Below are 23799 nucleotides of genomic sequence, written 5' to 3'. Positions count from 1 at the left end.
GGAGGCATGAACCATGCTGAACGACACGAGGTCCGGACGGATCACGGCGCCCGAATTCCTGCAAGGGCTCATCGATACGTTGACGCAACGTGGCCGCGCGGTTCTGGGCATCAAGCCGGAACACGATGCAGGCGAGGGTCGCGATCTCGAGCTTCTGGGCGAGGCGCTGCTGTCCCGGCGCGGCGAAGCCTCCGGCGTTGCGATCGCGCAATCGCTGCTCGCAGCCTTCGAGCGGGCGGGCGAGCCCCAGCGGCTGAAATTCCTCTCCTCGCTCGCCGACCGGTTCGGACCCGACCGTCGCGCGATCGAGCTTGCGATTGCTGCCTACCAGCGCAAGGAGGGCGGCGACGGCAGCAAGCTCGAGGCGCTCCATGCCGCGGCGGAGCCGCGCCGGCAGGAGCTGATCCGACGTCTCAATCTGGCACCCGGCGGGACAGCCTCCCTGGTGCGCATGCGGGAGGTGCTGCTCTCGCTCCTACGTGAGCATCCCGAGCTCCAGTCGGTCGACGACGATTTCGTCCATCTGTTCTCGTCCTGGTTCAACAGGGGCTTCCTCGTGCTGCGACCGATCGATTGGACCACGTCGGCCAACGTCCTCGAGAAGATCATCAGGTATGAAGCCGTCCACGCCATCCAAGACTGGGACGATCTGCGCAATCGGCTCGAGCCGTCGGACCGCCGCTGCTACGCGTTCTTTCATCCCCAGCTCGTCGACGAGCCCTTGATCTTCGTCGAGGTCGCACTCGCGAAGGAGATTCCCGGCGCGATCGGTCCGCTGCTCGACAGATCCCGCCAGGCGATCGCCGCACGTGAAGCCACGACCGCCGTGTTCTACTCGATCTCGAACACGCAAAAGGGCCTTGCCGGCGTCTCGTTCGGCAGTTTCCTGATCAAGCAGGTGGTGCAGGACCTCGCCCGCGAGCTCCCGAACCTGAAGACCTTCGTCACCCTGTCGCCGGTCCCCGGCTTTGCCGGCTGGGTGCGGCGCGAACTCAAGGCCGAGGCCTCCGGTGCGGTCGATGAGGACACGCGGCGCGCGATGACCGCGCTCGATGGCGGCGGCGACATCGCGCAGGCGAAAGAGGCCATCACCGCTCTTGCCGCCTATTACTTCCTGAAGGCGAAGCTGCCGTCAGGCAAGCCGGCCGATCCGGTCGCCCGCTTCCATCTCGGCAACGGCGCGCGCCTGGAACGGCTGAATTTCCTCGGCGACGCTTCCGCCAAGGGCATCAAGCAATCCTACGGCCTGATGGTCAACTATCTCTACGCACTCGATCACATCGAGGCGAACCACGAAGCTTTTGCGGAGCACGGCACCGTGGTGACGTCCGACAAGGTGAAGAAGGCGCTCCGCGCAAGGCTGTCGTCGCGCGAACTTGTTCCCAGCCCCCAAACCAACTCCCAACGGAAGATCTCGTCATGACCTGGAACCTGTACGGCCGCCTGCTTGCTTCTGCGGATTCCGACCAGTCGATCTGCATCGAGAAGGAGAACGGCGCGACATTGAGCTACGCCGAACTCGCGGCGCTGAGCGGCAGGTTTGCAAACTTCCTTGCCAGGAGCGGCATCGGCCCGAACCACCGCGTCGCTGCAAAGGTCGAGAAGTCCGTCGAGGCGATCGCGCTGTATTTGGCAACACTCCGCTCCGGTGCGGTCTATCTGCCGCTCAACACCGCTTATACGCCGGCTGAAACCGAGTATTTCATCCGCGATGCCCGGCCGACATTGATCGTGTGCGATCCGAGGGAGGAAGCTGACCTGCGCGCCATCACCGCAAAAGCCGGCGGACGCGTCGAGACGCTCGACGAGCAAGGCAAGGGCTCGCTCGTCGACGCCGCGGCGGGCTTTCCCGCAGAATTCGACACCGTGCCCCGAGCGAAGGATGACCTCGCGGCCATTCTCTACACGTCAGGCACGACCGGCCGTTCGAAAGGCGCCATGCTGACGCACGGCAATCTGGTCTCGAACGCCCTGACGCTCGTCGAGCAATGGCGCTACTCGCAGCGGGATGTCCTGATCCATGCCCTGCCGATCTATCACATCCACGGGCTGTTCGTGGCCGGCAACGTGACCTTCGCCGCGCGTTCGCGCATTCTCTTCATGCAGAAGTTCGACGCCGAACGGATCCTGGTCGCAATGGCGCGGGCGAGCGTGCTGATGGGCGTGCCGACCTTCTACGTTCGCCTGCTCCAGAGCACGAATTTGAGCGAGCGCACCACCGCCAACATGAGGCTGTTCGTCGCCGGCTCGGCGCCGCTCCTGGCCGAGACCCACCGCGCCTGGAAGGAGCGGACGGGACACGAGATCCTCGAGCGCTACGGCATGACCGAGACCGGCATGATCGCCTCCAATCCCTATGACGGTCCGCGCATCCCGGGCTCGGTGGGCCGTCCCCTGCCCGCCGTCGAGGTTCGCATCACCGATCCCGAGAGCGGTGCCGGGCTGCCCGCGGACGAAGTCGGCATGATCGAAGTGAAGGGACCGAACGTATTCGCAGGCTACTGGAACATGCCTGACAAGACCGCCGCCGAATTCCGCGCCGACAGCTTCTTCATCACCGGCGATCTCGGCAAGCTCGATGCCAACGGCTATCTGCACATCGTCGGCCGCGGCAAGGATCTCATCATCACCGGCGGCTTCAACGTCTATCCGAAGGAGATCGAGACGGAAATCGACGCAATCCCGGGAGTCTTCGAAAGCGCCGTCGTCGGCGTGCCGCATGCCGACTTCGGCGAGGGCGTTACGGCTGCGGTCGTGCGGTCATCCGGCGCAACGGTGGATGAACGCGCCATTCTCGCCGCGCTGTCGGGACGATTGGCAAAATTCAAGCAACCCAAGCGCGTCGTCTTTGTCGAGACGCTTCCGCGCAACACCATGGGTAAGGTTCAAAAGAACCTCTTGCGGGAACGCTTTGCCGATCTCTATGCCTCGACCTGATCGAGGCGTGATAGGTCCGTCTCGCTTTCGCTACGCTCGAGCTACGCCAGACACGCTTCGCATTGATGGGATTGGCGGCCGCTACGTAAGATCGTGGCTTGCCGAGCCGTAGCTCGCGGCGAAAAGCCCCCTGCGCCGGTTGGGCTTCGGCGCGGCATCCTTCTCTCGCTGTGCGAGCGAAGGATGGTGGGCACGACAGGGATCGAACCTGTGACCCCTACCATGTCAAGGTAGTGCTCTCCCGCTGAGCTACGTGCCCTAGAGGTCGTCTAGATCGGGTGGGGTCCCTATAACGGCTCAGGGGAGCCTGCGCAAGGACGGAACGGCGCCGATTCAGGCCGCCAGCATCTTGTTTACTTCGCTGACCAATTCGCGCAGGTGCACGGGCTTGGACAGCACCTTGGCGTTCTTGGGGGCGTCCGAATCCGAGTTCAGGGCCACCGCGGCGAAGCCGGTGATGAACATGATCTTGATGTCGGGGTCGAGTTCCGAGGCACGGCGGGCGAGTTCGATGCCGTCCATCTCCGGCATCACGATGTCGGTGAGCAGCATCTCGAACGGCTCTTCGCGCAACCGCTGATAGGCGGCCATGCCATTGTCGTGCGAAGAGACCTGAAAACCGGCGTTTTCCAGCGCCTTGACCAGGAAACGGCGCATGTCGTTGTCGTCTTCGGCGAGCAGGATCTTTGGCATGGCAGGAAACGTCGAATCCTCAGGAGGACATCAGCAGAGGTCACTAAGCCCGATAGAGGGTAAATTTGAGGTGAAAAAGTTTACCCTGGGCCCGCGTGCCACCGGCTATTTGTGAACCGGAATAGGTCGTGAATCAATTGAGCCGTAGGGCGAGGTAACCTCGCACGGTTAAGACACGTTCCAGGGGCGCTTTCATACTTTTTCGCTTGGCAGAATGGTTGCGATTCCAGACAATGAACGCACATAAGAGCCGCTCACCGGCCGAATCGAATCGAATCGATCCGAGCCTCGCCGGATCCTGCGGCTGCAAAGGGACGAAGCCCCTCCGATGACCCGGTTTGACGGCGACGTGTCGCCAGCGTTCGAGATCCTGGAGCCCACCGAGTGGCGGGCGCCGATCATCTTCAACTCGCCCCATTCCGGCTCTACCTACCCGGACGAATTTCTGCTGGCCTCCCGGATCGACCTGCCGACGCTGCGGCGTTCGGAAGACTCGTTCATGGACGAGCTGATCGGCCATCTCAGCGGTCGCGGCTTTCCGACCGTGCGTGTCAACTTCCCGCGCTCCTATGTCGACGTCAATCGCGAGCCCTACGAGCTCGACCCTCGGATGTTCTCAGGAAGGCTGCCGAGCTTCGCCAACACCCGCTCGATGCGCGTTGCCGGCGGCCTCGGCACCATCCCGCGCGTAGTCGGCGACGGCCAGGAGATCTATCGCGAACGCATCCTGGTCGATGATGCGCTGGCGCGAATCGAGGCGCTCTACAAGCCGTACCACCGCGCGCTGCGCCGGCTGATCAACAAGGTGCACCAGATGTTCGGCACGGTGGTGCTGGTCGATTGTCACTCGATGCCGTCGGTCGGCGTTTCCCGCGACGAGCCGCGGCGGCCCGACGTGGTGATCGGCGACCGTTACGGCACGAGCTGCACGCCGCTCCTGCCCGACCGGGTCGAGGAAACCATGAGCGGGCTCGGCTATTCTGTCGGCCGCAACAAGCCCTATGCCGGCGGCTTCATCACCGAGCACTACGGCAACCCGGCCAGCGGCCTGCATGCGGTGCAGCTCGAGCTCAACCGCGCGATCTACATGGACGAGCGGCGGCGCGAGCGCGGGCCGCGCTTTTCGCAGGTCGCTGCCGACTTCGCGGTTCTCGCCGATGTGCTGGCGACGACGATTTCCTTCGCTGATCTCGGCCCGTTCCAGGCGGCCGCGGAATAGCGATTCGCATTCTCCGTCACGCCATCGCAACGGACGCGTCGCGCGTCCGGGTTTTCGCTTAGCCTTCGTACGCGCGTCGAAATGAAAACAGGCGCCTCAAGAAAAAAGGGCCGCTTGTGATGAACAAGCGGCCCAAGTCTAGGGAGGAAACGCCCAAGGAGGGCAGCGGTAACGCAGAGCGCTACCGCACCGCAACAATATGCGACTGCGCCGCACAAAGTGCAAGGGCTTTTGAGCCATTTCCCATGCAAAAAACACAGGGCTCATTTGCTTCCAGCGAAATCCAGATTCAGTTTCTTTGATAAGGGATTTCAATGGGTTGATTGTCATTTGCATACAAACAAGGCATCCGGGGAACTAAGCTCTCAACGTTGTGATCGATATTTGGCCAGCATATGGCTCGGATAGGGCAGCCCGGCGTGGCATCCAAAATACCAGGGTGCAAATCAAGACAACGCTGCACGCCGAGGTCGATTTGAGTTAGGCAGATGCGAGCTTCACCCGACTTTCGTTTCGAGGATTCGCCGTGACGGTGATCGACTTCTCAGCCTTCATCGGGCGGCTCGCTACCGTCTCCGGCGAGACCATCCTGCCGTTCTTCCGCACCTCGCTGTCCATCGACGACAAGAGCAAGACCAAGGATTTCGATCCCGTCACCGAAGCCGATCGCGCGGCGGAGGCGGTGATGCGGCGGCTGATCAAGGCCAACTTCCCCCAGCACGGCATCGTCGGCGAGGAGTTCGGCAACGAGCACGAGGACGCCGACTATGTCTGGGTGCTCGATCCCATCGACGGCACCAAATCCTTCATTGGGGGCTTTCCGATCTGGGGCACGCTGATCGCGTTGTTGCACAAGGGCACGCCGGTGTTCGGCATGATGCACCAGCCGTTCATCGGCGAACGCTTTTCCGGCGACAACGGCTCGGCCAATTATAAAGGCCCCTCCGGCGAGCGCCGGCTCCAGGTCCGCCGCTGTGCATCGCTCAGCGAGGCGACGACCTACACGACGAGCCCGCTCTTGATGAACGAGAGCGACCGCGCCGTTTTCGGCCGCATCGAGCAGGGCGCGCGGCTGTCGCGCTACGGCGGCGACTGCTATTCCTATTGCATGCTGGCCGCAGGCCATGTCGACCTCGTGGTCGAGACCGAGCTGAAGCCTTACGACATTGCGGCACTGATCCCGATCATCACCGGTGCCGGCGGGATCGTCACCACCTGGGAAGGCAAGCCGGCGCAAGCCGGCGGCCGCATCATTGCCGCCGGCGATCCGCGCGTGCATGAAGAAGCCTTGAGGCTGCTCAACGGATAAGCGGGCGAGGAGCTTGCATGAAAAACTGGCGCGAGCTCATCCTTGCAATTCTCCTGCTGCTGCCGACGCTGGCGTCCGCCCAGAATTTTCCGGCCAAGCCGATCAAGCTGGTGGTGCCGTTCCCCGCCGGCGGCCCCAATGGACATCATTGCCCGCGTGATCGGCCAGCGCATGTCCGAATTGAGCGGCCAGCCGGTGCTGATCGACAATCGCGGCGGACAGGGCGGCGTGCTCGGCACCGATGCGGTCGCAAAGAGCCAGCCCGACGGCTACACCATCGCCATCTCCAGCGCCGGCGCGCTTGCGATCAGCCCGAGCATGGAGAAGGTCGCCTACGACGCGCTGACCGATTTGACGCCGGTGACGCTGGTCGCGACCGTGCCGGAAATGCTGGTGGTGGCCACCAACGTGCCGGCCAAGGACCTCGGCGAACTGATTGCGCTGGCGAAGGCGCAGCCCGGAAAGCTCAACTTCGCCTCCTCCGGTCCGGGCAGCCTGCCGCATCTGGCCGGCGAATTGTTCAAGCTGACCGCCAAGATCGACATCGTGCACGTGCCCTATCGCGGCGCGGCCCCGGCGGTGAACGATCTCCTCGGCCAGCAGGTGCAGATGACCTTCCTCGACTTGCCGGTGCTGTTGCCGCAGATCAAGGCCGGCGCCTTGCGCGCCATCGCGGTCGGCTCGCCCGAACGCGCCCCGACCGCGCCTGAGGTGCCGACCATGGCGGAGGCGGGCTTGCCTAGCCTACGCATCGAGAACTGGTACGGCATGGTGGCGCCGAAGGGCACGCCGAAGGAGATCGTGGCGGCGCTTCACCGCCTCGCGACGCAGGCGATGGCCGATCCCGCCGTGAAGGAAAAACTCGCCGCGCAAGGCGCAACGCTTGTCGGCGACACGCCCGAGCATTTTCGAAGCTTCATCGCGGATGAGACCGCGAAATGGGCGAAGGTGATCAAGGACGCCGGGGTGGAGACCGCGAAGTAGCGGACGACTGAAGGACAGACCTCACCACAAACCCATCTGCGTTCCCTCCCTCCTTGCGGGGGAGGGGCAGAGCAGAGCGTACGGCCACACTGGCCCTCACATCGCCTCCGCTCTGAGATGCTCGACCAGCATCTTGGCCGGCCGCGGCAGCGCGCGGAAACTTCGCGCGCAGATCACGAGTCTGCGGTTGGCCCAGGTGTCGCGCAGGCGGACCATGGCGAGCGGCATCAGCTTGGCACAGCGGCGGGCAGCGGATTCCGGCACGAGAGCGACGCCGACATCGGCAGAAACCATCTGGCAGATCGCATCGAAATCGCGCAGGCGCGCGCGATAATGCGGGCGCATGCCGAGCCGGGCGGCGTGCTTCGAGATGTGGAGCTGGAGCGCGGTGGCACTGGTCAGCCCGACGAAATCGCAACTAGCCGCTTCCTGAAAATCGATCTGGCGGCGGCCGGCAAACGGCCCGCGCCGCGACGTCACCAGCGTCAAGCGGTCCTCGCTGAAGACGAAACGCTCGATGTGGTCGGGCAGCGCGTGTTCGGCGGCGAAGCCGAGATCGGCGGCACCTGCGGTGATCGCGGCCGCAATGTCGGTGCTCTCGCGCTCCTCGATGTCGACGGCGACATCGCGGTGCTCGTGCAGGAAGCCGGCCAGCGCCTTGGGGAGATGCTCCGACAGCCCGGAGGTATTGGCGAGCAAATGCACGCTCGCCCGCACGCCGCTGGCAAAGCCCGCGAGATCGCCGCGCATGGCGTCGATCTGGTGGATGACGAGTCGGGCGTGATCGAGCAGGCTCTCGCCGGCCGGCGTCAGCTCGACGCCACGGCGCCCGCGCTTGAGCAGCGCAACGCCGAGCGCGTCCTCCAGCCCCTTGATCCTGGCGCTGGCCGAGGCCAGCGCCAGATGCGACCGCTCGGCGCCGCGGGTGATGCTGCGCTGGTCGGCAACCGCGATGAAAAGCTGGAGATCGACAAGATCGAAACGCACGGCGTTGTCTCCTCCACTCAGCCTTCGCCCCAAGCGAAGGCTGTCTCCGTAACCTCCAGATTGTGCCGGAGCGCGGCTTCGGTCAATGTGCACGGCATGATCGACCCGTTCCTCATCCTCATCGCCGCCGTCTTCCTGATCGCCGGATTCGTCAAGGGCGTGATTGGGCTCGGCTTGCCGACCGTCTCGATGGGCCTGCTCGCCGTGAGCATGGCGCCCGGCCGCGCCATCGCCATCGTCATCGTGCCCGCCATCATCACCAACCTCTGGCAGACCTTCGTCGGTCCTTATCTGCGCGACATCCTCAAGCGCCTGTGGCCGCTGATGGTCGGCACCGTGATCGGATGCTGGCTCAATGCCGGCGCGCTCACCGGTCCCTATGCGCGCTACGGCACCGTCGTGCTCGGAGTCCTGCTCATCATCTACGCGGTGATCGGGCTGAACAAATTGCACTTTCGCGTCGCGCCGAAGAACGAGAAATGGGTCGGCGGCGTGGTCGGCGTCATCACCGGCGTCATTTCCGCCTCGACCGGCGTGCAGGTGATCCCGTCGATGCCGTTCATGCAGGCGATCGGCATGGAGAAGGACGAACTCGTGCAGGCGCTCGGCGTGTTCTTCACGGTCGCAACGCTGGCGCTCGCCTTCAACCTCACCGCGGGTGGCCTGCTGACCCCCGCCAACGCCGTGCCCGGCGCCATCGCGATGGCTTGCGCCTTTATCGGCATGTTCATCGGCCAATCGTTGCGGGCGCGGATGCCGGCCGAGGCATTTCGCCGCTGGTTCCTGATCGCGATGATCCTGCTCGGCCTCTATCTGGCGGGCAGCGCGCTGCTCAAGGAAGTCGCGTAAAGAGTCAGCGCGTCTCCAGCATGGCGACGCGGATGCCGAGATAGACGAAGAGCCCACCGAGCGCCCGGTTGATCCAGGCGATCACGCCTTCAGACTGCCGCAGTCGGTGTGCGGCCCCGGCCGCGAATGCCGCGAGGAACAGGCACCACAGCGTGCCCGTGCAGATGAAGATCAGGCCGAGCGTCAGGAAGGCGAGCGGCTTGTGCGACGAATCGGCTGCGACGAATTGCGGCAGGAAGGCGAGGAAGAACAGCGCCACCTTGGGATTGAGCGCATTGGTGAAGACGCCCTGGAGAAAGACCCGCCGCAGCGAGCTCCGCTCGGGTTTGTCTGTCACGGCCGCGGCGAGCGCCGGCCGCGACCACAGCATCGTGAGGCCCGTCAGCACGAGATAGGCCGCGCCGACCAGCTTCAGAATCGCGAACGCGGTGGATGAGGCCATCAGGAGCGCCGACAGCCCGATCGCCGCGCCCGTGACGTGGAATAAGCAGCCGAAACTGATGCCAAAAGCGGCCGCAGCCCCGCCCCGCCATCCCATCTGCATGCTGCGGCCGATGACATAGACGGAATCCGGCCCCGGCGTGATGTTGAGCAACACACCCGACAGGATGAAGAGCCAGAGTTCGTGAATGCCGAGCATACCTGAAATCCCCTCTGGCCCGAGCCAGACAGTACGAGGGAAACCCGGGCTTAATCGGTTCGCCGGCCTGCGTCCACCGCCGGGATTGCTTAGGATTTGTATCGAATTTGCAATACGTTCATACTTCCGCTCGGCCTCTTCTGCTCTATAAAGGCGGGGTTCTTGAAATGCCGGATTCGAGGCGACCGCCACGCCGTGGCCGGTCCTCGATCCCTTGGAGCCGCAAGATCATGGAAAGACGCCTGGCCGCCATCGTCTGCGCCGACGTCGCCGGCTATTCGCGCATGATGGGCCATGACGAGGCCGGCACCCATGCCGTCTTCAAGGCCCATCGCGCCGCGATTCATCCCATCATCCTCAATCACGGCGGCCGCGTCGTGAAGAACACCGGCGACGGATTCCTGCTGGAGTTCGCCAGCATCGTCGGCGCCACCGAGGCCGCGATCGCGATCCAGAGGCTGATGGCGGAGCGCAACCACCACCTGCCCGCCGACCGCGCCATGCAGTTCCGCCTCGGCATCCACATGGGCGACGTGATCGCCGATGAGGACGAGGTGTTCGGTGACGACGTCAACATCGCCGTCCGCCTCGAAGCGGTGGCGAGCCCCGGCGGCTTCGCGATCTCGGCCAAGGCCTACAAGGAAGCCGGCAAGCATCTCAGCGTGCCCCTGGTCGATGCCGGCAACCACCGTTTCAAGAACATCAAGGATCCGATCGGCGTCTGGACCTGGACGCCCGAGGGCGCGCCCGCGCTCGCGCCCGAGGCAAAAGAGGGGTCGGTACTGTCGCAGCAGTACCGGACCGCGATCGTCGGCGTCCTGCCCTTTGCCAATCTCAGCGACGCCCAGGACGAGTATTTCTCCGACGGCTTGACCGAGGACCTGATTCACGCACTGTCGCTGCAATCGTTCTACCGCGTGCTGAGCCGCAACTCGACCTTCGCCTTCAAGGGCAACAACGTGAGCACCCGGCTGATCGCGCGCGAGATCGATGCGACCTACCTGATCCAGGGCTCGGTGCGGCGCGCCGGCAGCAAGATCCGCGTCACCGCCGAGCTGATCGCGCCGGAGACCGGCGAGCAGCTCTGGACCGGCCGTTACGACCGCGACATCGGCGATCTCTTCGCGATGCAGGACGAGATCACGACCAATTTGTCCGCGGCCATCGCCACCGAGATCGTCCGGGCGGAAGCCTCCGCGCCCGCGCGCCTGACCAACGACGTGACCGCCTGGGACCGCTTCCTGAAGGGGCTTTCACACTATTACCGGCAGACCAAGGAGGACCTGAGCGCGGCCATCGACCTGTTCCGCGAGGCCATCACGCTCGATCCGAAGCTGTCGATCGCCCACGCCTATCTCGCCACGATCCAGATCCAGAGCATCCAGTTCGGCTGGATCAAGGGCACCCGCGAATTGTGGGCCGAGGCGATGAACCTCGCCGAGACCAGCGTGCGGCTCGACCCGCGCTCCTCCTTCGCGTTTTCGATCCTGTCCTGGGCGCACGCCATGGAGGCGCACTACGAGGCCGCGATGGACGCCGCCAAGCGCGCGGTCGCGCTCAACCCCTACGACATGGGCGCGCGCGGCGTGCTGGGCATCTGCCATTTCGTCATCGGCGAGCACCGGCAGGCGATCGAGCTGTTCTCGATGGCGGCGCAGCGCGACAACAACGACCCGCGCTATCAGTGGTCGGCGTTGAACGCCTTCAGCCATTATCTGCTGGGGCAATATGACGCGACGCTGTCGTGGGCGCGTGAGCAGCTCTACATCAACCCCAATCACATGCAGGCGCTCGCGATCCGCGCCGCTGCGCTGGCGCAGCTTGGACGCACCGCGGAGGCTGCTGAGGCAGCCGATGTCCTGCTCGGCCACTACCCGACGCTGAATGTCGACCGCCATTTGCGGAATTTCCACTGGAAGCGGCCCGAGGACATCGCCCATTACCGCGACGGCCTTCTGAAAGCGGGCGTCCCCTTCAGCAAGCTCACCCTCGTGCAGACCGATCTCAAACGCGCCGCCGAATCCTAAAAGGGGCAAGCCTCGGCGCGCCGCGACCTCACGCCTGCTTTATTGACAGCGGGCGGAAATCGGCCACACTTCTCCACACGCTGAGGTAGCATAACCTCGCTGTCTGTTTGTTAGGACTTTCCTCGCTCTATCGGCGCGTCTGCATTTTACGATTCGCGATTTCCAGGAAATTTGGGCCATGCATAACCCCGCCTCGAAACCCTTCGATCCCTCGATCGAGGTCTCGCCGGACAATCCCTGCCCGTTCCTGCGCGGACTCGTCGGCGAGGGCTTCGTCGACGGCGGGACTGTCCCGCTCGGCACGCTGGCGCAGACAATCGCCAATGCGAGTGGCGAGAAGGGGCCGAAGAAGACGCTGGCCCGCATCCAGGTCCGCGGGGTCGCGCTCATCGCCAACGGCGCGCGTCATGTGTTGAAGAGCATCTGGTCGGGCGCCCAACTCGATGCGCTGCGCGGCGGCCCCCTGGACAAGCGCGGCGCCGGCTCGCGCATCCTTGGCGTCGACGGGCGCGTCAATGAGGACGAGATCGCGCGGTTTGCCAGCTTCGGCCGGAGTTATCCCGATCCGGCCGGCGGCGTTGAGCCTGGGCTCAACGCGTCGGAAATCGGCATCTTCATGCGCGACAACCTCAAGCGCGCCGGCGAGGCCGCGCGCTGGTACTACCCGCTGCTGATGAAATTCGAATGGCCGATCCTCTTGAAGATCATGGGCAAGGGCGAGGGTGAGAACCGCTATCTCAGCGTTGCCGACGTGCGCACGCTGTTCAATGAGCGCCGATTCCCGGAGCGGATCGAGCAGCGGATCATCACCGAGCCGCCGACCACGCGCTCGCCCGCGCGGCGCTACGCCGGCGGGCTCGCCGCCGCACTGCTCGTCTTGACCCTCGCGATCCTGCGCTTCCCCGATCAGTTCCAGCCGATGCTGCCCAATTTCATCGGGCAGTTCCTGGCCCCTCCGCTGCCCCAGCGTGTCGAAGCCCGAGCGGCATACTGGCTCGAGCAAAACTGGTCGCTGGAGGACCGGCACTGGTTTCATCACGTCAGCCAGGGGACGGCGACCTTCCCGGTGCCCTATAGCTGGTTCATGGCGCTGGAGCAGCCGCGACTGCATTTCTTGTCGCAGCCCGGATTGCTGCATGACAGCGCCCATCTGGAGCGCTTCGGCTTCATCCCGAGCCCCCAGACGATCAACACCGACGACACCACGCTGCGCCGGTTCGGCTATGCCAACGTTTACGACACGACAAAGCCGGCCCCTGCGCGGCTTTGGGATCCGCCGGTCAAATGGGACACCCCGGTTGAAAACGTCGACGGCCTGCCGGTCGGCTTCGCGCGCATGACCGGCGTGCCGGATCCTGCGACCGGCCGCCAGGGCGAGAACAGGATCGGACTGACCTGCGCCGCCTGCCACACCGGCCAGATCCACTACAAGGGCGTGGACGTCCGCTTCGACGGCGGCCCGGCGATGACCGACCTGAAGAAGCTCGAGATTACGACCGGGCTTTCCATCGCCTACACGCTCTACGTGCCATTCCGCTTCAAGCGTTTTGCGGATCGCGTGCTCGGCCCGTCCGCCAGCGACGCGGACCGCGATGTGCTGAAGCAGAAACTGAGCGAGGTCGGCACCTTCCTGCTCGACTGGCAAAAGACCTACGAGAAGACGATCGGCGGCAAGAGGACCTGGGACAACAAGAAGCAGCAGGACACGGAAGAGGGCTTCGGCCGCCTCGACGCGCTCAACCGGATCGGCAATCAAGTCTTTGCGCAGGACATGGCGCTGAGCGGTCTTGCCGGCTTTGAGAAGAACTTGCATGCGCAGGATGCGCCGGTCAGCTTCCCGCCGATCTGGACCGTGCCCTGGCTCAAATACGCGCAATATGACGCCTCGATCGAGCAACCGCTGATCCGCAACGCCGGCGAGGCCCTGGGCGTGACCGCGCTGCTCAATCTGTCCGATGCGACCGCCAAGAACACGCTGTTCCGCTCATCGATCGAAATCAAGAATCTGCACTGGATCGAGTCGCTGCTGGCGGGATCGCCGCCCTATCCGAAGAAGCAAATCAGCGGATTGACGTCTCCGAAATGGCCGTCAGATATCTTCGGCGACGATGCCTGGAAGATCGACGATCGGCGCGTCAAGCGCGGCCGCAAGCTCTACGCGGAGATCTGCGTCGAATGCCATCTCGGGCCGGTCAACGATCCCGTGTTCGACGCCGAATTTCCGGACAAGAGCGTCTGGTCTTCGTCGCGTTGGGAATCGATCGGAAACGAGAAGATTCTGAACCCGATCCAGAAAAGCGTCAAAGGCATGGGGACCGACTCCGCTCAGGCCAATGTGCTGGAGAAGCGAACGGTTCAGGTGCCGGGCTTCCTCAAGCTGGATCCCACGCAGAACCTCAATGCCTGGTGGAATTGCAACCTGCCTGAGGTCTCTTCGACCGACATGCCTTACTCGCTTGGCCTGATGGTCCTCGTCGACATCGTCAGCCGGAAGGCGATGGACGATGCGAAGATCAAGCCCGAGGAGCAGCAGGCGTGGTGGGGTGCGCGCAAGAACTGCCCAAATCCCGGTCCTCAGCCGCCTGACCCTAAGGAACCTCGGCCCTGGTACCGCGCGCGGCCGCTCAATGGCGTGTGGGCAACCGCGCCCTATCTCCACAACGGATCGGTGCCCTCGCTCTATTGGATGCTGAGCCCCGCGGTCGAACGCCCGAAGTCGTTCTGCATGGGTAACCGCGACTACGATCCAAAGCAGGTCGGCTTCGCGGTCGTCGACGGCGAGAGCTGCAAGACCGGGCAGACACGATTCTCGACGAGAGCGTCGGACGGCAGCGAGATCAACGGCAACAGCAATGCCGGCCACTCCCTGGAGGGCACGCCGGGACCCGGCAAGGACGGCATTATCGGCCGCCTGCTCAAAGAGGACGAGCGCTACGACCTGATCGAATATTTGAAGACGCTGTAGCTTTGTGCGTCATAGGCGCATTCGCTCCTCGTCCTGAGGAGCGCGCTTGCGCGCGTCTCGAAGGATGAAGGCCGAGCTGCGAACGGCGCCGGGCACTCACGCGAACAGCGGCGTGCCCGGCACGAAGGCATCGAAGGCGGCCCAGAATTGTGCGCGGTAGCGGTCCTGCTCCTGGAGGATCTCGTGCTTGGACCCGGCGATGACGAGATGCGAGCCGGCGCGCAAGTGATAGGCGAACTCCTCGATCGCCGCGGTCGAGACAATGGTGTCGTTGGAAGCCGCCAGCATCAGGATCGGCTGGCGGATCTCGGAGGGGTAGTTCATGCCCTTGAAGGTTTGCATCGCGCGGAACGCGGTGTCGGCCCAGGCGACCGTCGGCGATGCCAGCCCGAGCGTCGGATCCTCCTCGAGTATCGCGGCGTTGCGGGCATAGCGTACGGGATCGCTGGTCAGGGGATTGTTGATGAAGGGATTTAGCCCGGTGAGGCGGTCGCTGCCGCCCGGGATATAGCGGCCGCCCTGCCCCATCAGGCGCATCGTCCTGAGCAGCGCCCGTGCCGGAAACGAGGTGGTGCGGCCGGGCAGGTCGATCATCGGCGCCGACAGCACCATGCGATCGAACCAGCGCTTGCCTGCATGCGCGAGGCGCAGCATCACCGCGCCCCCCATGGAATGGGCGAGCGCGAAGAAGGGCGGCGGACAATCCGGCAGCACCACCTGCTGCACGAAGGTCTCGACGTCGACCTCGTAGTCGGAAAAGTTGCGCACATAGCCCTTGCGTGGATCGCGCAGGCGACGCGACGAATGCCCCTGCCCGCGCCAGTCGATCATCGCCACCGCAAAGCCGCGGTCGCGCAGGTCACGCACGGTCTCGAAATATTTCTCGATCTGCTCGCTACGCCCGGTGAAGACGCAGACGGTGCCCTTGCGCCCTGCAGGCGGTGCCCAGCGTGCGAAGCGTAGCTCGGCGCCGTCGGGCGTCTTGATGGTGCCGCTGACGACGTTATCGGGGACCGGATTGGCGGGGATCGAGACCAGCGTCATGGCGGGAAGGGCTTGGGCGGGAAGTGCCGAAAATCAAGGGGCGGACGCGCCGAAAAGGCGCCGATGCCGCCCTCTTGAACGCTGTTTCGGCCCACCCATATCATTTTCGTGCAGGCCGCTACCAGTGCTTCGGAACCGAAGCATCAGGCTGCACACAGACTAAGCCCGGCCCGATTGGCGGGCGGGTTTCCAGATCAGTCGCTCAATGGAGGACTACCATGCGTACCTACGACCTCACCCCCTTCTATCGTTCCACCGTCGGCTTCGACCGTCTCTTCAACCTGCTCGACCAGGCGGGCTCCGACGGCAGCCCGGGCTATCCGCCCTACAACATCGAGCGCACCGGCGAGAACGCCTACCGCATCACCGTTGCGGTCTCCGGCTTCTCCAAGGATGAGCTCTCCATCGTCGCGAAGGAAAATACGCTGACGATCAAGGGCGAGAAAGTCGCGAACGAGAACTCGAAGTCCGAAGTGCTCTACCGCGGCATCGCCGCCCGCGCCTTCGAGCGCGCCTTCCAGCTTGCCGACTTCGTGCAGGTGAAGGATGCCTCGCTTGAGAACGGGCTGCTTCATGTCGATCTCGTGCGAGAGATTCCCGAAGCCAAGAAGCCCCGTCAGATCGCGATCAACACCGGCGCGCAAGGCGCGCAGGTGATCGAGGGCTCGAAGGCCGCCGCCTGAGCACGCGACAACCACCAAGTTTGCGAAAACGCCCCGGTGCCCCGGGGCGTTTTTTGTTTGTGCTGAACGCTCCCCAACGTCGTCCCGGCAAAGGCCGGGGCCCATACCGCGAGGTTTATCGATCGGGCGCGGGAGGAGTTCCGAGCGACGGGTGTTCGCCAAACTTCTCCCTGGGGTAATGGGTCCTGGCTTTCGCCAGGACGACACCGGATGATTTTTTGCACCGCATCACAGAGCGGTGAAGAGGCGTAACGGCGCGGCCTCGCGCTCCGTCCTTTGGGCATCGAACCCAAAAACAAGATGGAGAATGATCGTGCCCCTCTGGCGCAACCTTTTCGTCGCCGCGAGTCTTCTGGCGGCCCCTCTCAGCCTTGCCCATGCGCAGACCCCACAGACCGTGAAGGCGAAGAACGTCGTGCTGGTGCACGGCGCCTGGGCCGACGGCTCGAGCTGGTCGGAGGTCATTCCGATTCTTCAAGCTGCGGGCCTGCACGTCACCGCCGTGCAGAATCCGCTGGGCACGCTCGCCGAGTCGGTCGAGGCGACCAAGCGCGCTCTGACGGAGCAGGATGGTCCGACCGTGCTGGTCGCGCATTCCTGGGGCGGCACCGTGATCAGCCAGGTCGGTACCGACCCGAAGGTCACCGGGCTGGTCTACGTCGCGGCGCGCGCGCCCGACGCCAACGAGGACTTTGTCGCGCTGTCGAAGCAATTCCCGACGGGCCCCGCGCGTGCCGGCATCGTCGAGCGCGACGGCTTCACAAAGCTCTCCGAGGACGCATTCTTGAAGTATTTCGCCAACGGTGTGGCGCCTGAACGCGCCAAGGAGCTCTACGCCGTGCAATGGCCGACGGCGGCCTCGATTTTCGCTGGCCGCACCACTGAAGCTGGTTGGCACACGAAGCCGAGCTGGTACGCGGTGTCGAAGAACGACTACACGATCAATCCCGATCTCGAACGCTTCCTGGCCAAGCGCATGAACGCAACAACGATCGAGCTCGACGCCGGCCATCTCTCGCTGGTGTCGCATCCGAAGGACGTGGCGAACCTGATCCTGGATGCGGCGGGGTATGGGCGGAGCTGAGCGGCGATTGCTCGCAAGCAGATTGCTCGCAAGCAAAAGGCGCCGGAGGATTCTCAGGCGCCTTTTGTTTTGTCCAACTCTCTCCCCCAACGTCGTCCTGGCGAAAGCCAGGACCACAAGGATTGGCCGGCGCCATCGTGGCAAACGAACGATACCCTTGTGCTTACTCCAGCCCCTGTGCGGCCGGCATCTCCTGCGTCGGCAGGATCGTCGCGGTGGGCCTGGCCTGGTCGACGGTTGGTGCGGCGGCCGGAGGGGTCGCCTCGGCGGGCTTGGCCTGTACGGCGGCGGCCTGTTGTGCTGGCTGAGCCTGTGGCGGCGTTTGGGCCTGCGCCGGCTTCTCGGCCTGCGGCGCTTGCGGCTGTTGCGGCGCCGGCTCCCGTGAGGCCGGCTTGGCGGCGGCGACCGGCAGCTCGCCGCGCTTCGGAGCGGTCTTGTGCAGCGGCACGGTGCGGCTCGCCACATGAGGGATCGGGGCCGGCGGCCGCGGCGGGCCGCTGCGGACCATGGTCGGCGGTGGCAGCGCACTATGCGGCCCGTAAGGGACAGCCGCACCCTCATCATCGGCCGGCGCCATGCCGAAAGCGTCATAGGCCGGCATGAAGCGCAGGATTCGGCCATCACGGGCATCGATCACGAGCCGCCCGTCGTCGCCGCGACGGTCGATCACGGCGATGGTGTAGACGGTACCGCGCAGGTGCGGGATGCCCAGCGGCGAGAAGCCGTTCTCACGGAGCACGGCGTAAACCTCGGTCGGCGGAAACACCGCCGGTGCGGGGCCGCGCTCATCCTCATAGCCATAGCGGTATCGCGGTGGTGGTGGAACGTCCGGCGGACCGTAGGGACCGTCGAGATCCGAGACCGCGACATAGCCTCCGCGAGCGGGCCCGTTTGCGAGCATCTGCGCCTCGGCGGCCGTCGCAGCCAGCGCCAGCGCCGCGGCCGCGACACATCCTGTGAAAAACTTCATGGTCGAAACGCTCCTGTCAGGCCCTGGGACTGCGCGCACTGTTTCGCTTCTGGTGGCGTGGCGCGCCTTTCCCAGGGTTGATCCGAAGCTTCCCGCGGGATTCCGGCGCCGCTTCGACGCGCCGAGGGCCGGATCGGGGCGCGTTTGCTTCAAATCCGGGGCGGCGCGCCATGCGGAAAGCGCTGATTGACACTTTGGGAATCGGGACTTTCGCGCGCTTGTGTGCTAGACAAAAATTTGGCAAGGTAATGGTTAGGACAGGAAGACTGTCTCAATTCGGCTTGCGGTTCCGGCACAGGGATTGCAGCGAAACTTGGTGCTCTCGAGCGCCAGGAAGGTAGCAGGCAAAGCCGTTCTCGGGGACGAAGAACGCCTAGGCCTGAATTTAAGAAAATGCGGCTCGCAACGGACGAGCGGTGGCCCAGAAGCGGGTGCCGCGGGACGCCCAAGGTGCGCCGAAGATGGCGGTGAGGCAGCTTGCCGCATGGAGAGGACGAGGACAATGAACGGGTCGCAATTCGAGCGCGCAAACATCGTGGCAGAAGAGCTGTCGGCGACGGTCGCCTCGAAAACGACTGACCCGGTTGAGCCGCACACTTTCCGTCCCGCCGCTGAGGGCCTCTACGATCCGAGCCTGGAAAAGGATTCCTGCGGCGTCGGCTTCATCGCCAACATCAAGGGCAAGAAGTCGCACACGATCGTCTCCGACGCGCTGAGCATCCTCTGCAACCTCGAGCATCGCGGCGCGGTCGGCGCCGATCCGCGCGCCGGTGACGGCGCCGGCATCCTGGTACAGATCCCGCACGCCTTCTTCACCCGCAAGGCCAAGGAGCTCGGCTTTACGCTGCCGGCGCCCGGCCAATACGCCATCGGCGCGCTGTTCATGCCACGCGACACCGCCTGGCGCAACGTCATCAAGAGCATCATCGGCGACCAGATCAAGGCGGAAGGCCTCACCTTGCTCGGCTGGCGCGACGTGCCGACCGACAACTCCTCGCTCGGCGCCACGGTGAAGCCGACCGAGCCCGCCTGCATGCAGGTGTTCATCGGCCGCAACGGCACCGCCAAGACCGAGGATGAGTTCGAGCGGAAGCTCTATATCCTGCGCAAGTCGATCTCGCAGGCGATCTATCAGCGCCGCGACCGCGGCCTGGCGGGCTATTACCCCTGCTCGATGTCGTGCCGCACCGTGATCTACAAGGGCATGTTCCTCGCCGACCAGCTCGGCAAGTACTATCCCGATTTGCACGAGAAGGATTTCGAGAGCGCGCTCGCGCTGGTGCATCAGCGCTTCTCGACCAACACCTTCCCGACCTGGTCGCTGGCGCATCCGTACCGGATGATCGCGCATAACGGAGAGATCAACACGCTGCGCGGCAACGTCAACTGGATGGCGGCGCGCCAGGCCTCGGTGAGCTCGGAGCTCTACGGCAAGGACATCAGCCGGCTCTGGCCGATCTCGTACGAGGGTCAGAGCGACACCGCCTGCTTCGACAACGCGCTCGAATTCCTGGTGCAGGGCGGCTACTCGCTGCCGCACGCCGTCATGATGATGATTCCGGAGGCCTGGGCCGGCAATCCCTTGATGGATGAGAAGCGCCGCGCCTTCTACGAATATCATGCCGCGCTGATGGAGCCGTGGGACGGCCCCGCCGCGATCGCCTTCACCGACGGCCGCCAGATCGGCGCCACGCTCGACCGCAACGGCCTCAGGCCGGCGCGCTATCTCGTCACCAAGGACGACCGCATCGTGATGGCGTCCGAAATGGGCGTGCTCAAGATCCCCGAGGACCAGATCATCACCAAGTGGCGCCTGCAGCCCGGCAAGATGCTGCTGGTCGACCTCGAGCAGGGCCGCCTGATCCCCGACGACGAGATCAAGGCCGAGCTCGCCAAGAGCCATCCCTACAAGGAGTGGCTGGGCCGCACCCAGATCGTGCTGGAGGAGCTGCCGAAGGCGCCGACCACCGGCGTGCGCTCCAACCTGTCGCTGCTCGATCGCCAGCAGGCGTTCGGCTACAGCCAGGAAGACATCAGCATCCTGATGACGCCGATGGCCTCCACCGGCGAGGAAGCGACGGGCTCGATGGGCAACGACACGCCGGTCTCGGCGCTGTCGGACAAGCCCAAGCCGCTGTTCACCTACTTCAAGCAGAACTTTGCGCAGGTCACCAACCCGCCGATCGATCCGATCCGCGAGGAGCTGGTGATGAGCCTGGTCTCGATTATCGGACCGCGGCCGAACCTGTTCGATCTGAAGGGCCTCGCCACCACCAAGCGCCTCGAAGTGCGTCAGCCGATCCTGACCGACGCGGATCTGGAGAAGATCCGTTCGATCGCCGATCTCGGCGATTCCCATTTCAAGTCACGCACGCTCGACACCACCTTCCACGCCGGCCTCGGCGCTGCGGGCATGGACCAGGTGCTGGATGAGCTCTGCGCGCGCGCCGAATCCGCGGTGCGCGAAGGCGTCAACATTATCATCCTGTCCGACCGCATGGTCGGCACCGACCGGGTGCCGATCCCCTCGCTGCTCGCCTGCGCCGCCGTGCATCATCATCTGATCCGCACCGGACTGCGCACCTCGGTCGGCATCGTCGTCGAATCCGGCGAGCCGCGCGAGGTGCACCACTTCGCCTGCCTTGCCGGCTACGGCGCGGAAGCGATCAATCCCTATCTCGCGTTCGAGACCATCATCGCGATGAAGGACCGTCTGCCCGGCTCGCTCGACGATTACGAGATCGTCAAGCGCTACATCAAGTCGATCGGCAAGGGCCTGCTCAAGGTGATGTCCAAGATGGGCATCTCGACCTACCAGTCCTATTGCGGCGCGCAGATCTTCGACGCGGTCGGCCTCAAAGCGGACTTCGTTGCGAAATTCTTTGCCGGCACGCATACCCGCGTCGAGGGCGTGGGCCTGTCCGAGATCGCGGAAGAGGCCGTGCGCCGCCATGCCGACGCGTTCGGCGAGGCGCAGGTCTACAAGAGCGCGCTCGACGTCGGCGGCGAATATGCCTACCGCACCCGCGGCGAGGATCATGCCTGGACTGCCGAATCGGTGTCGCTGCTCCAGCACGCCGCGCGCGGTAACTCGCAAGAGCGCTACCGCGCCTTCGCCAAGATCCTGAACGAGCAGTCCGAGCGTCTCTTGACGCTGCGCGGCCTGTTCCGGATCAAGAGCGCCGAGGAAGAGAAGCGCAAGCCTGTAGCCCTCGACCAGGTCGAGCCGGCCAAGGAGATCGTCAAGCGCTTTGCCACGGGTGCAATGAGCTTCGGCTCGATCTCGCGCGAGGCGCACACCACGCTTGCGATCGCCATGAACCGGATCGGCGGCAAGTCGAATACCGGCGAAGGCGGCGAAGAAGCCGACCGCTTCAAGCCGCTGCCGAACGGCGATTCCATGCGCTCGGCGATCAAGCAGGTCGCCTCGGGCCGCTTCGGCGTGACCACGGAGTATCTCGTCAACTCCGACATGATGCAGATCAAGATGGCGCAGGGCGCCAAGCCCGGCGAAGGCGGCCAGCTTCCCGGCCACAAGGTCGACGCGACTATCGCCAAGGTCCGGCACTCGACCCCGGGTGTCGGCCTGATCTCGCCGCCGCCGCACCACGACATCTATTCGATCGAAGATCTGGCGCAGCTCATCTACGACCTCAAGAACGTCAATCCGGAAGGCGACGTCTCGGTGAAGCTCGTCTCCGAGATCGGCGTCGGCACGGTCGCGGCCGGTGTTGCGAAAGCGCGCGCCGACCACGTCACCATCGCGGGCTTCGAGGGCGGTACCGGCGCTTCGCCGCTGACCTCGATCAAGCATGCCGGCAGCCCTTGGGAGATTGGTCTGGCCGAAACCCACCAGACGCTGGTGCGCGAGCGGCTGCGCAGCCGCATCGCGGTCCAGGTCGACGGCGGCTTCCGCACCGGACGTGACGTCGTGATCGGCGCGCTGCTGGGAGCCGACGAGTTCGGCTTCGCCACCGCGCCGCTGATCGCGGCCGGCTGCATCATGATGCGCAAGTGCCATCTCAACACCTGCCCGGTCGGCGTCGCGACCCAGGATCCGGTCCTGCGCAAGCGTTTCACCGGCCAGCCCGAGCACGTGATCAACTACTTCTTCTTCGTCGCCGAGGAAGTCCGCGAGATCATGGCGAGCCTCGGCTTCCGCACCTTCAACGAGATGGTCGGTCAGGTTCAGATGCTCGACCAGTCCAGGCTGGTCGCACATTGGAAGGCCAAGGGCCTCGATTTTTCGAAGCTTTTCGTCAAGCAGAAGGAAGAGAAGGGCCAGAAGATCTATCACTCGGAGCTCCAGAACCATCATCTGGAGGCCGTGCTCGACCGCAAGCTGATCGAGAAGGCGACGCCCGCGCTCGACCGCGGCGCACCGGTGAAGATCGAGGCCGAGATCAACAACACCGACCGTTCCGCCGGCGCGATGCTGTCGGGCGCGGTGGCCAAGATCTACGGCCATGCCGGCCTGCCGCACGACACCATCCATGTCAGCCTCAAGGGTACCGCCGGTCAGGCCTTCGGTGCCTGGCTCGCCCATGGCGTCACCTTCGAGCTCGAGGGTGAAGGCAACGACTATGTCGGCAAGGGCCTCTCGGGCGGCAAGATCATCGTCAAGCCGCCGCACAATGGGGGCATCGTGCCGGAAGAGAGCATCATCGTCGGCAACACTGTGATGTACGGCGCGATCGAGGGCGAGTGCTACTTCCGCGGCATCGCCGGCGAGCGCTTCGCGGTGCGCAACTCGGGTGCGGTCGCGGTGGTCGAGGGTGCCGGCGATCATTGTTGCGAATACATGACCGGCGGCATCGTGGTCGTGCTCGGCAGGACCGGGCGCAACTTCGCGGCCGGCATGTCCGGCGGCATCGCCTATGTGCTCGACGAGAGCGGCGACTTCGACAAGCTCTGCAACCTCAGCATGGTCGAGCTCGAGCCGGTGCTGTCGGAAGAGATGATCGCCCAGAGCGCCTACAACCAGTTTGGCGACCTCGAGGCGCACGGCCGGGTCGACGTATTCGCGAACCTGCTCGAGTCCGACGTCGAGCGGCTGCACGTCCTGATCACGCGCCACGCGAAAGCGACCGGCTCCAAGCGCGCTGCCGACATCCTTGCCAATTGGAAGGAATGGCTGCCGAAGTTCCGCAAGGTGATGCCGGTCGAGTACCGGCGCGCACTGCGCGAAATGGCCGCCAACGCGGACGCCGAGCCGAAGATCGCGATCGGCGCGTAAGTATCAGAGTCCGTCATTGCGAGCGCAGCGAAGCAATCCAGCATCTCTCCTCAGGCGACAGCCTGGATTGCTTCGTCGCTTCAGTGCAAAATTGCTTCGCAATTTTGTCACGCGCTCCTCGCAATGACGCTTGAGGAAACAACAGACGAATTTAAGCGGCAGGGACTACGGG

Annotated in this window: 15 protein-coding genes, 1 tRNA gene and 1 pseudogene; 11 read left to right on the top strand and 6 right to left on the bottom strand. The window is 64.6% G+C overall.

Going from position 1 to position 23799, the window contains the following annotated elements:
• Window positions 1-13 precede the first annotated feature (13 nt).
• Both MTX21_RS30495 and MTX21_RS30490 read left to right on the top strand, forming a co-directional pair.
• On the top strand, window positions 14-1423 hold the full coding sequence (locus MTX21_RS30495) for a malonyl-CoA decarboxylase (RefSeq protein ID WP_280968310.1): 1410 nt from the start codon (window positions 14-16) through the stop codon (window positions 1421-1423).
• Window positions 1420-2937 carry a malonyl-CoA synthase gene (locus MTX21_RS30490; RefSeq protein ID WP_280968309.1) on the top strand — a complete coding sequence of 506 codons (1518 nt, stop codon included), beginning with the start codon at window positions 1420-1422 and terminating at the stop codon, window positions 2935-2937. Before MTX21_RS30495 ends, MTX21_RS30490 begins: the two co-directional genes overlap by 4 nt.
• 184 nt (window positions 2938-3121) lie before the next feature.
• Here MTX21_RS30490 and MTX21_RS30485 read toward each other — a convergent pair.
• Window positions 3122-3196, bottom strand: a tRNA-Val gene (locus MTX21_RS30485).
• Between the two features lie 74 nt (window positions 3197-3270).
• Window positions 3271-3630: a response regulator gene (locus MTX21_RS30480; protein ID WP_007597092.1), complete on the bottom strand. Its 360-nt coding sequence runs from the start codon at window positions 3628-3630 to the stop codon at window positions 3271-3273.
• A gap of 328 nt (window positions 3631-3958) precedes the next feature.
• Here MTX21_RS30480 and MTX21_RS30475 point away from each other — a divergent pair, with 328 nt between their 5' ends.
• From MTX21_RS30475 to MTX21_RS30465, 3 genes and pseudogenes are all read left to right on the top strand, one after another.
• Window positions 3959-4849 carry an N-formylglutamate amidohydrolase gene (locus tag MTX21_RS30475; RefSeq protein WP_280968308.1) on the top strand — a complete coding sequence of 297 codons (891 nt, stop codon included), beginning with the start codon at window positions 3959-3961 and terminating at the stop codon, window positions 4847-4849.
• A 526-nt stretch (window positions 4850-5375) separates the two neighbouring features.
• Window positions 5376-6158: a histidinol-phosphatase gene (gene hisN / locus MTX21_RS30470; protein WP_280968307.1), complete on the top strand. Its 783-nt coding sequence runs from the start codon at window positions 5376-5378 to the stop codon at window positions 6156-6158.
• 17 nt (window positions 6159-6175) lie between these two features.
• Window positions 6176-7142, top strand: a pseudogene (locus MTX21_RS30465) (tripartite tricarboxylate transporter substrate binding protein).
• Between the two features lie 96 nt (window positions 7143-7238).
• On the opposite strand, the gene MTX21_RS30460 reads toward MTX21_RS30465, so the two are convergent.
• On the bottom strand, window positions 7239-8129 hold the full coding sequence (locus MTX21_RS30460) for a LysR substrate-binding domain-containing protein (RefSeq protein ID WP_280968306.1): 891 nt from the start codon (window positions 8127-8129) through the stop codon (window positions 7239-7241).
• A gap of 96 nt (window positions 8130-8225) precedes the next feature.
• Between MTX21_RS30460 and MTX21_RS30455 the strand changes: the two genes are divergently transcribed.
• A complete protein-coding gene (locus MTX21_RS30455) occupies window positions 8226-8978 on the top strand; it encodes a sulfite exporter TauE/SafE family protein (protein WP_280968305.1) in 753 nt (250 codons plus the stop codon).
• A gap of 4 nt (window positions 8979-8982) precedes the next feature.
• Here the strand turns inward: MTX21_RS30455 and MTX21_RS30450 are convergent, their stop codons facing one another.
• A complete protein-coding gene (locus MTX21_RS30450) occupies window positions 8983-9618 on the bottom strand; it encodes a LysE family translocator (RefSeq protein WP_280968304.1) in 636 nt (211 codons plus the stop codon).
• Window positions 9619-9848: 230 nt separating this feature from the next.
• On the opposite strand from MTX21_RS30450, the gene MTX21_RS30445 reads away from it, so the two are divergent.
• Together MTX21_RS30445 and MTX21_RS30440 are read left to right on the top strand one after the other, a co-directional pair.
• Window positions 9849-11645 (top strand): tetratricopeptide repeat protein, encoded by a 1797-nt coding sequence (locus MTX21_RS30445; protein WP_280968303.1) that lies wholly within the window; start codon window positions 9849-9851, stop codon window positions 11643-11645.
• Window positions 11646-11823: 178 nt separating this feature from the next.
• On the top strand, window positions 11824-14610 hold the full coding sequence (locus MTX21_RS30440) for a di-heme-cytochrome C peroxidase (RefSeq protein WP_280968302.1): 2787 nt from the start codon (window positions 11824-11826) through the stop codon (window positions 14608-14610).
• A 96-nt stretch (window positions 14611-14706) separates the two neighbouring features.
• Here MTX21_RS30440 and MTX21_RS30435 read toward each other — a convergent pair whose 3' ends face one another.
• Entirely contained in the window at window positions 14707-15654 is a 948-nt protein-coding gene (locus MTX21_RS30435; RefSeq protein ID WP_280968301.1) for an alpha/beta hydrolase, read from the bottom strand.
• Window positions 15655-15872: 218 nt separating this feature from the next.
• Between MTX21_RS30435 and MTX21_RS30430 the strand changes: the two genes are divergently transcribed.
• The gene (locus MTX21_RS30430; protein ID WP_280968300.1) at window positions 15873-16337 is read left to right on the top strand and encodes an Hsp20 family protein; all 465 of its coding nucleotides are present in this window, start codon (window positions 15873-15875) and stop codon (window positions 16335-16337) included.
• A gap of 313 nt (window positions 16338-16650) precedes the next feature.
• Complete coding sequence (locus MTX21_RS30425) at window positions 16651-17421, top strand: alpha/beta hydrolase (protein WP_280970838.1); 771 nt, start codon at window positions 16651-16653, stop codon at window positions 17419-17421.
• 163 nt (window positions 17422-17584) lie between these two features.
• Here the strand turns inward: MTX21_RS30425 and MTX21_RS30420 are convergent, their stop codons facing one another.
• Window positions 17585-18391 carry a hypothetical protein gene (locus tag MTX21_RS30420; protein ID WP_280968299.1) on the bottom strand — a complete coding sequence of 269 codons (807 nt, stop codon included), beginning with the start codon at window positions 18389-18391 and terminating at the stop codon, window positions 17585-17587.
• Window positions 18392-18893: 502 nt separating this feature from the next.
• Between MTX21_RS30420 and gltB the strand changes: the two genes are divergently transcribed.
• The gene (gltB, locus tag MTX21_RS30415) at window positions 18894-23627 is read left to right on the top strand and encodes a glutamate synthase large subunit (protein WP_280968298.1); all 4734 of its coding nucleotides are present in this window, start codon (window positions 18894-18896) and stop codon (window positions 23625-23627) included.
• Window positions 23628-23799: the final 172 nt, after the last annotated feature.

Source organism: Bradyrhizobium sp. ISRA430, assembly GCF_029909975.1.
In the GTDB taxonomy this organism is placed as follows: domain Bacteria; phylum Pseudomonadota; class Alphaproteobacteria; order Rhizobiales; family Xanthobacteraceae; genus Bradyrhizobium.
Note: the sequence above shows the minus strand (reverse complement) of the source record. Positions and strands in the feature narration are given on the sequence as shown.

Excerpts from the sequence above, each read along its gene's own strand:
- MTX21_RS30480 (WP_007597092.1), bottom strand. The coding sequence starts at position 3,630 with ATGCCAAAGATCCTGCTCGCCGAAGACGACAACGACATGCGCCGTTTC.
- MTX21_RS30490 (WP_280968309.1), top strand. The coding sequence starts at position 1,420 with ATGACCTGGAACCTGTACGGCCGCCTGCTTGCTTCTGCGGATTCCGAC.
- gltB (WP_280968298.1), top strand. The coding sequence starts at position 18,894 with ATGAACGGGTCGCAATTCGAGCGCGCAAACATCGTGGCAGAAGAGCTG.
- MTX21_RS30440 (WP_280968302.1), top strand. The coding sequence starts at position 11,824 with ATGCATAACCCCGCCTCGAAACCCTTCGATCCCTCGATCGAGGTCTCG.
- MTX21_RS30445 (WP_280968303.1), top strand. The coding sequence starts at position 9,849 with ATGGAAAGACGCCTGGCCGCCATCGTCTGCGCCGACGTCGCCGGCTAT.
- MTX21_RS30450 (WP_280968304.1), bottom strand. The coding sequence starts at position 9,618 with ATGCTCGGCATTCACGAACTCTGGCTCTTCATCCTGTCGGGTGTGTTG.
- MTX21_RS30495 (WP_280968310.1), top strand. The coding sequence starts at position 14 with ATGCTGAACGACACGAGGTCCGGACGGATCACGGCGCCCGAATTCCTG.
- MTX21_RS30455 (WP_280968305.1), top strand. The coding sequence starts at position 8,226 with ATGATCGACCCGTTCCTCATCCTCATCGCCGCCGTCTTCCTGATCGCC.
- MTX21_RS30430 (WP_280968300.1), top strand. The coding sequence starts at position 15,873 with ATGCGTACCTACGACCTCACCCCCTTCTATCGTTCCACCGTCGGCTTC.
- MTX21_RS30475 (WP_280968308.1), top strand. The coding sequence starts at position 3,959 with ATGACCCGGTTTGACGGCGACGTGTCGCCAGCGTTCGAGATCCTGGAG.
- MTX21_RS30435 (WP_280968301.1), bottom strand. The coding sequence starts at position 15,654 with ATGACGCTGGTCTCGATCCCCGCCAATCCGGTCCCCGATAACGTCGTC.
- MTX21_RS30420 (WP_280968299.1), bottom strand. The coding sequence starts at position 18,391 with ATGAAGTTTTTCACAGGATGTGTCGCGGCCGCGGCGCTGGCGCTGGCT.